The sequence below is a fragment of the Rhodopirellula sp. JB055 genome, from assembly GCF_043100905.1.
Classification (GTDB): domain Bacteria; phylum Planctomycetota; class Planctomycetia; order Pirellulales; family Pirellulaceae; genus Rhodopirellula.
Genome location: NZ_JBICHO010000225.1, coordinates 1 through 7,622, shown reverse-complemented (window position 1 = coordinate 7,622; position 7,622 = coordinate 1). Strand labels below are relative to the sequence as shown.

The following is a 7,622-nucleotide window of genomic DNA, read 5'->3' as shown; positions in this document are numbered from 1 at the left end:
TTGGTCCCCGGACTGACGTCCGGGGCTAGTATCTGCCGTCGCGTTGCGACTGGTGAATCGAGACAGGAGCCAGGGGAGCGTCGAATTACAGCAACTCCAGTTCAGAACGGGCCGGGCTAATCGCGAGGATCCCATCGGAATGGGGGGCGCAGGCGATGTGTGTTCGACGGTGTGGGGGCACTGTTTGCCGCCGGGGAATCGGGACAACCGGTATAAGTTCTCAAGTTGGCTGCGGGTTATGCCGATGAGTGAGTTTGACGGGGTTGGTCGCCCGCGTTTTTTGGCCCTCAACCCATAATCATTAGGTGACGCATGCCTGTCATCGGCGCATTTCGACGAGCTGCTCTCCGGCTGACTGCCGCTGGGGTGGTTGCGCTGGGATGCCTGCCCACGCTTGCTTCCGCACAGGATCTCTCGGATCCCGGTGCGATCCGGTTGCCGGCACCGGGAGGGCGACTCGCGGAACCGACGCGGCGTGCTCCTCCGGCGAATCCGCCTCAAACGCGTACGTATGATGAGCTGACCTCGAAAGAGCAACGCTATCTGATCGAACGCATTGATCCCGAGCGGACGCTGGATGTGACCGTCGGACGTCCTTCGGTGTTGCGATTTAAAGTTCCGCCCTTTCGCGATCAAGTCGGCGATCCCGACATCGTCGACGTGTTGAGTCTGACCGAAGCGGAGTTGAGCATCACGGGCAAGGAAGTCGGATCGACGGTCCTGAACTTGTGGTTCAAAGATCCAAGTAGCCCGAGTGGCCAAGAGGTGCTGAGCTATTTGGTGCGAGTCTCGGAAGACCCGGAGCGGTCACGCCAATACGATGCTCTGCTCGAAAACCTGGAACGCGACCTCAATCGCGGGTTTCCCAATAGTGTTGTGGATTTGAGCTATGTGGGATCGCAAGTCGTTGTCCGCGGGAAGGCTCGCGACATTGAAGAGGCGACGCATATCCTGAGGATCGTTTCACAAAGCTTGCCGATCGACGATCAAGTCGACGAAGCCACCGCGATCACGCCGGTCGAGAGCCAAAACGTGGCGACGAGCAGTGTGTTCCCAACGATCAATTTGCCAAGCGGTTCGTCTCAGGCGTTGACCGGTTACACGATTGATGAAATCGTGAATGCTGGAGGCGTGGACTCGATTCTCAACGGCAACACGGCTACCGGGGCCAACGCCGTTCAGATCAATAACCGCATCATTAACATGTTGGAGATTGCGGGTGTCCATCAGGTGATGCTGAAGGTGACTCTCGCGGAGGTAGTGCGAGACTCCGGACGCAGTTTGTTGACTCAATCGCGGTTCGGCGTTGACGATGACACGACCAGCGATATCAGTTTCACTCAAGAGACCGGTATCGGACGTCTGACGTTCCAAACAGATCAATTCTTCTTGCAGTTCGACGCGTTGAAGCGACTCGGTCTTGCCCGTTCACTTTCCGAACCGAATTTGACCACGCTCAGCGGCCAGCCTGCCAATTTTTTGGTGGGCGGACAGTTCCCAATTCTGGAGTCGACATCCACGGTTGCGACAGTCAACCAAAACATCAGCTACGTTCCGTTCGGTGTTCAGTTGAGCGTCTTGCCCACGGTGACGGACGGCGATCGGATCCGCTTGCAACTGCAGGCGACGATTTCCGAAACCAGCAACGGTACCACAGGCACAACGGGAACCGACACGGAAGACAACGATCCGAGTCAGCCACCGAGCCTGAGTACCCGCACGGTCACATCCACGGTCGAACTTCGCGATACGGAGTCGCTCGCCCTCGCGGGGTTGATTCGCAATTCGTTGACCAGTTCTTCGGCGCGGGTTCCGTATTTGGGTGACTTGCCAGTCGTCGGCAATCTGTTCTCGAGAAACCAATCGAACTATCAAGAGCAAGAGTTGGTGGTCGTTGTGACGCCTTATTTGGTGTCACCTTTGCCGAGCGGCACGACCCCGGCGCTTCCCGGCAGCGATGTGTTCGAGCCGGATGATCTCGATTTCTATCTGCGAGGTGAGATGTATGGCACGATCGCGGAGGATTACCGATCACCGATTCGGACGAACGTTCACAAGATGCACGCGTTCCGACGCAGCGAACAGAAATATTTGCTAGGCATGCCCGGCCATTCGTCGGGACGTCCACTGCCAAACAATAACGTGCAACTGATTGACGGAGGGATTGTGAAATGACTGTCGATCGATTGCAGAATAAATCGCGTCAACGATTACGCACAACAATTGGCTCGTTGATTTTGGTGTCGGGGTGTGCCTCGCCGGCTCTCCATTCCAATTGCGACCCGGCATGCTCCACGGCGGAGTGTTTGCCGCGGACGCAAGTCGATGCTCCTCCGGCGGCGATGGTTGCCAATGTGGATCGGTGCGTCGAGCCGATTGATCCCGAGGTCATTCAGGCTCCTAATGGGACCTACTTGAATCACTGGCGAGAGCTGATGAGCCGCGGTGCTCAACAAGCTCACTGGGTCATCGAACGGAACGAATGGTTTGATGGCGGCGAGCAACTCGGGCCGAAGGGCTCGGAGCATCTAGCTCGAATCGCGACCGCGTTTGCGGAGGATCCACAATGGATCGCGATTGAGAACGCTTCCTTTCATCTCGACACGAGCGAGTCATACGAGGACGCAAAGACACGCACGGATAAGCTGAATCAATCCCGACGAGCGGAAGTCATACGTCTGCTTGCTCAACATGGTGCTCCGGAAGCCGAGCCATGGGTTGTCTTGGTCGAAGACCGATCCGTCGGTGTTCGCGGAATCGAAGCGCCGAATGTCTACAACACGCAATTCTTGAACGGGCAAGGTACGGGCAACCGAGGAGGTATCGGTCAGGGCACCGGGCAGAACGGCGGGTTTGGCGGCGGATTTGGTGGTGGAGGATTCGGCGGCGGTGGATTTGGTGGAGGGCTAAACAGTGGCCAAGCAGTTTGTCGCTGGCGGCCAACTTCAACAACAACACCCCTTTGCCAGCCCCTGACAAGTAGTTGATTTCATCCGCCGAGCACACCATCGCTCGAGCGTCCGCCGACACGGCGAGCACCGTTTCCGTTCCGGTGATCGGCACGACATCCACGACGCTAGCCCCAGTTTTGACCCGAGCGAATTTACGGCCGGCACGTGTCGACGGTTCAGCAAACGGTTGCAAACCAAACCGCAGAGCATAACCATCCGTGGTCGCAGCCAACCCGTGAATCGCGGGATAGTATTTGCCGTTGGGGTCTTCACTGATGTCGCCAATGACTCTCGGGTCCATCGAAATGGCCGCGATGATGCGTTCGCCATCTTTGAACTTGAACAGCTTTTGAATCGGCTCGCCGAAACCGGTGGACGCCGGAATATCAATCATGCGAGCGGTGTAGCAAACGCCCAAACTGCTGAAACAAGCGATCGTTGCACGAGTGTTGCCCGAAACGCATGCCAGGACTGCGTCGCCCTGTCGCAAACGGCTCTTCGACGGATCGGCGATTTGCTTTTGCCGTTTGACCCATCCATCGACCGTGACCATCACGTGACAATCCTCCGCCACGATGAAGTCTTCTTCGGTGTACTCAACTTCTTCGGTTGGCACGACGAGGGCACTTCGACGTTTGCCTTCGGGCGTGTTGCCATACTCCGTGATCAGCGATTGCAATTCGCCTTTGATGATCGCCCAACGTCCGGAGGACGTGTAGTCGTCACGATCGTCGGCCAACAGCTTGTTGATCTCATCCACACGCTTGCGTTTCTGCTTCAGTTCGTCCAGCACCACGTTGATTTCCAAACGCGCCAAACGATACAGTTTCAGTTCCAAGATGGCGTCGGTTTGTTCGGCATCCAAACCGTTGGACGCTTGGACCTTGCGGCGAGACTTTCGTGGTGGAGGATCCAGCACTGGAAATCGCTTCATGATCTTTTCCGCCGCGTCAGCTTTTCCATCACTGCTGCGGATGATTTTGATGATCTCGTCGAGCGCGTCGAAAATCAACGCGAGGCCTTCGAGGATGTGAATCCGTTTTTCCAGGGCTCGCAGTTCGTTCGTCAACCGCGCGGTCAGCACGTCCAAACGGAAGTGCAAGAAATACCACAGGATCTCTTTCAGACTGAGCCGCTTGGGTGCGCCGACCTCTGGGTTTTCGGTGGGCGTCAAGCAAGTCAGGTTGACGTTGAAATTGGTTTGCAGCGGCGTGTGTTTGTAGAGATACGCGAGAACCTTGTCCGGATCAGCGTTCTTCTTCAAAAGCAAATCAACGCGAATGTCTTCGGTTGACAGGTCGCGAACTTCTTGGACGAGCGGCAGCTTGCTGCTGTAGACCAGTTCGGCGATGCGTTCGACCATCGCAGCTTTGTTGACACCAAATGGAATCTCGGTGATTCGCAGGGTGTCGCCGGTGCGAGACTTTTCAGCGACTTCCGCGACGCCGCGCAGTTTGATCGTCCCGGTGCCCGTGGCATAGATCTCACGCAACTCTTCCTTGGTGTTGGTGATGTGCCCGCCGGTGGGAAAGTCAGGGCCTTGGATCGCGTCCCCGGCGACCAATTGGTAATCCTTCACATCCGGATTGGCCAGCAACTTCAGCAGCGCGTTGCAGACTTCTTTCAAGTTGTGAGGCGGAATGTTGGTTGCCATCCCCACCGCGATGCCCGTTGCTCCGTTGACCAGCAAACTGGGGACACGCGACGGCAGGACAACCGGTTCTTCTCGCGTCCCGTCGTAGTTGGGTTTGAACGCCACCGTGCGACTAGCTAAATCCGCCAGGACCTCCGACGCGATGGGTGTCATCCGGCATTCGGTGTATCGCATGGCGGCGGCGTTGTCGCCGTCGATGCTGCCGAAGTTGCCGCTGCCGTCGATCATTGGCATCCGCAGCGAGAACGATTGGCTCATCCGAACGAGCGCTTCGTAAATCGAACTGTCACCGTGGGGGTGGTAGTTACCCATCACGTCGCCGACGACCTTGGCACACTTGCGGTGCTTGGCCGACGAATCGAGTCGCTGCTGCGACATCGTGTACAGGATCCGCCGTTGAACCGGTTTCAGCCCATCGCGAACGTCCGGAAGCGCACGGCTGGTGATGACCGACAGCGAGTAGTTCAGGTAGCGATCCTGAGCCGCGAATCGCAGCGGAATGTTCTCAATTTCGGCCAACAGGGATTCATCAAACGGGTCCACCTTGCCTCGTTTGGAGCGACCGTTTTTGGACGAACTGGAGCGACTGGATGCGGAATCGGAGCTTTTGCGACGTTTCGCCACGCGGAATCAACCTAAATCGTTGGGGACGTTCGTTGGAAAGGAATGAAAAGCGCAATCGCGGATCAGAGCGCGAGTCTGGGGGTTATAGCGACCACGGGGCTGTTAGTGAAACCGCGGATTGCCTGGTCTGGCCTGCGTCGGGCGTCCTTTTCGATTGAAAAAACTCGTCTGACGTAGGCGAAACGTGCCACCTAGGTGGACTCCCCCGTTTTTCGCGATCGTCACGCCGCATCTGTATCGGCTGTTTTTGTTCCGAATTCGCGTCGAAACCAAAAGCCAGACAACTGGTCCGTCGTCGTTCGAGGAGGAACGAAAAATGTTGAAGCGAAATTGGAATGCTGCCGTGGCGACGGCCCAAACGATTGCTACGCAAATCACCCGCCGCTCACGCACCGTGGCGGCGATTGCCATCGGCACCGCAAGCGTCACCTTGTTCGCTCCCGCCGCAATGGCTCAAGGCGAACACATCGTCAGCTCACGCGTCGTCAGCGACACCGTGATTGGAACCAGCGACTCAGGTGCCGCCACCGGCGGTTGTGCCACGGGCGACTGCGGAGCAGCGACCGGCGAAGTCGCCGTTCAAGGCCGCGAGTACGGCCAGCCCGACCTGTTCTACAACTACTACACCCAGGGCCCAGCCAACGCCGCGAACGCACAAATGTTCGTGTCGCCTGTGCCGGTTCCTCCCAATGTCGGGCACACCTACCTGACATACCAGCCTTTCTACCCCAACGAAATGCTTTATTGGCACAAGGACCGGTACCACAACTATTATGACAATGGTCGTGGCATGAACCGCACCCGGGCGATTTACTACAGCCCCCCGGTCCGCCAAGCCGCCAGCAATTTCTACTGGAACACGTTGCGTTTGCCTCGCTGATCCAGCCTCGGCAACGCGAACGTTTCGCGAAACAGACTCCCCCGTCCGTTCACAGCAGCGGAATGTTGTTGCCAGAATCCACCGCCCTTGAGGATCCCCGAGCTATGAAACGCATCGTCCTTAGCCTCGCCGCCTTTGCTGCTTTCAGTGGCATGGTCGGCTCGACCGAAGAAGCCCAAGCTGGCGACCCGTACGCGGTGACCCAAGTCTGGAATCATAACTTCGCTCAGACTCGCCCGTGGCACAGCAATTACTACTACGCCCCCTACGGTCAACCAACTGCGATGGTCGTTCCACCGACCGCTCACATGCGGCAAACGTATTCGTGGGGCGTCAGCCAAAACACCAACCACCCGATCTACCATCAGTTCGGCCGTAGTGCGAGCACTCCAGGCGCAGCCGCTCCGGGGCGTTTCCTGCCCACACCAAACTGGCCCAGTCACACGGACCAGTTCGGCCTGAACTACGTAAGGGCTCCTTGGTGATCCGCATCGCCAACTGAAACATCCGCCAGTCTTCGCAAGCAAATCCGCTCGCTAAAACTCGCGACACCACACTAAACGGTGTTTCCGCTGAATCTGCTCGTCCGGGGCTGATTTGGCGGTGACACCGTTTTTTCGTTTCACGAGCGGGCATAGCCACCGCTCAATCAGGCTCCCCCTCATTGGAAATACCGGCACAAATCGCCGAAGCCGCACCAAATCGCGAGCCCGCCGAACGGTTGTACACCGTCCTGGCCACCTGAGCCCCAAGAGCGTCCTAGGCTTCAGTGTCACAATCCAGTGATTGCGTCCACGTCCATGTGATGCGTTTTTCGAAACAAATGAAGGTTTGTTTCCAATGAAAACGCATTTTCAAAGCGTCACGGCGATTTGATACACGGACAGGGCATCGAAGGGTGAACCAAACAGGTTGACTTTGCCGATGAAATGGTTGCTGGACTGAGATCGCTTCATTCTCTGTCACCCTCATTGAACCTTTTTTGGTGCGTCATGGCTCGCTTGCAATCCTCCATCGGACTGGTCACTGGAACCGATATTGTCGGGACCGTGGATCAATTGATGGCCATCAGTGCGCAGCCACGTGATCGCTTACTGGCCAAAACGCAGGAATACCTTGGCCAGCAAGAACAAATTGCCTCGCTGACCGCGTCTGTGATCGGTGTGCAATTGGCGGGCGATGCGCTCGGTTCAACGGCCTTGTTCAACAGCAAGAGCACGACGACATCGAACGACGACGCATTGTCCGTTTCGACCAGCGACGATGCGGTCAACGGCAATCATTCGGTACGCACACTTCGGACGGCAGCGACACATAGCGTTGCATCCGCTCAAACATTCAGCTCCATCGACGATGCACTGGGGCTTTCTGGGTCACTGACCATCAAACCCAGCGGCTTTGTCGACTCCGAAGTCAGCTTGTCCAAACTCAACAACGGCTTGGGCGTGGAAGGTGGCTCCATTCGACTGACCGACCGAAGCGGAACGTCGGCCGAAGTCGACTTGTCGCAAGC

At 57.2% G+C, this 7,622-nt stretch carries 5 protein-coding genes; 4 read left to right on the top strand and 1 reads right to left on the bottom strand.

Annotated elements, in window-relative coordinates; translation table 11 throughout:
* Positions 1-312: 312 nt before the first annotated feature.
* The gene (locus ACF8AM_RS09375) at positions 313-2,175 is read left to right on the top strand and encodes a type II and III secretion system protein family protein (RefSeq protein ID WP_392555385.1); all 1,863 of its coding nucleotides are present in this window, start codon (positions 313-315) and stop codon (positions 2,173-2,175) included.
* Positions 2,176-2,670: 495 nt separating this feature from the next.
* Here ACF8AM_RS09375 and ACF8AM_RS09370 read toward each other — a convergent pair whose 3' ends face one another.
* Positions 2,671-5,229: a DNA topoisomerase (ATP-hydrolyzing) subunit A gene (locus ACF8AM_RS09370; protein ID WP_392555384.1), complete on the bottom strand. Its 2,559-nt coding sequence runs from the start codon at positions 5,227-5,229 to the stop codon at positions 2,671-2,673.
* 316 nt (positions 5,230-5,545) lie between these two features.
* On the opposite strand from ACF8AM_RS09370, the gene ACF8AM_RS09365 reads away from it, so the two are divergent.
* The 3 genes from ACF8AM_RS09365 to ACF8AM_RS09355 form a co-directional block, all read left to right on the top strand.
* Positions 5,546-6,109 (top strand): hypothetical protein, encoded by a 564-nt coding sequence (locus ACF8AM_RS09365; protein ID WP_392555383.1) that lies wholly within the window; start codon positions 5,546-5,548, stop codon positions 6,107-6,109.
* Between the two features lie 104 nt (positions 6,110-6,213).
* Positions 6,214-6,594, top strand: coding sequence for a hypothetical protein (locus tag ACF8AM_RS09360; protein ID WP_392555382.1), 381 nt, complete (start codon positions 6,214-6,216; stop codon positions 6,592-6,594).
* Between the two features lie 507 nt (positions 6,595-7,101).
* A partial coding sequence (locus ACF8AM_RS09355) for a flagellar cap protein FliD N-terminal domain-containing protein (RefSeq protein ID WP_392555381.1) occupies positions 7,102-7,622 on the top strand: 521 nt, incomplete at its 3' end.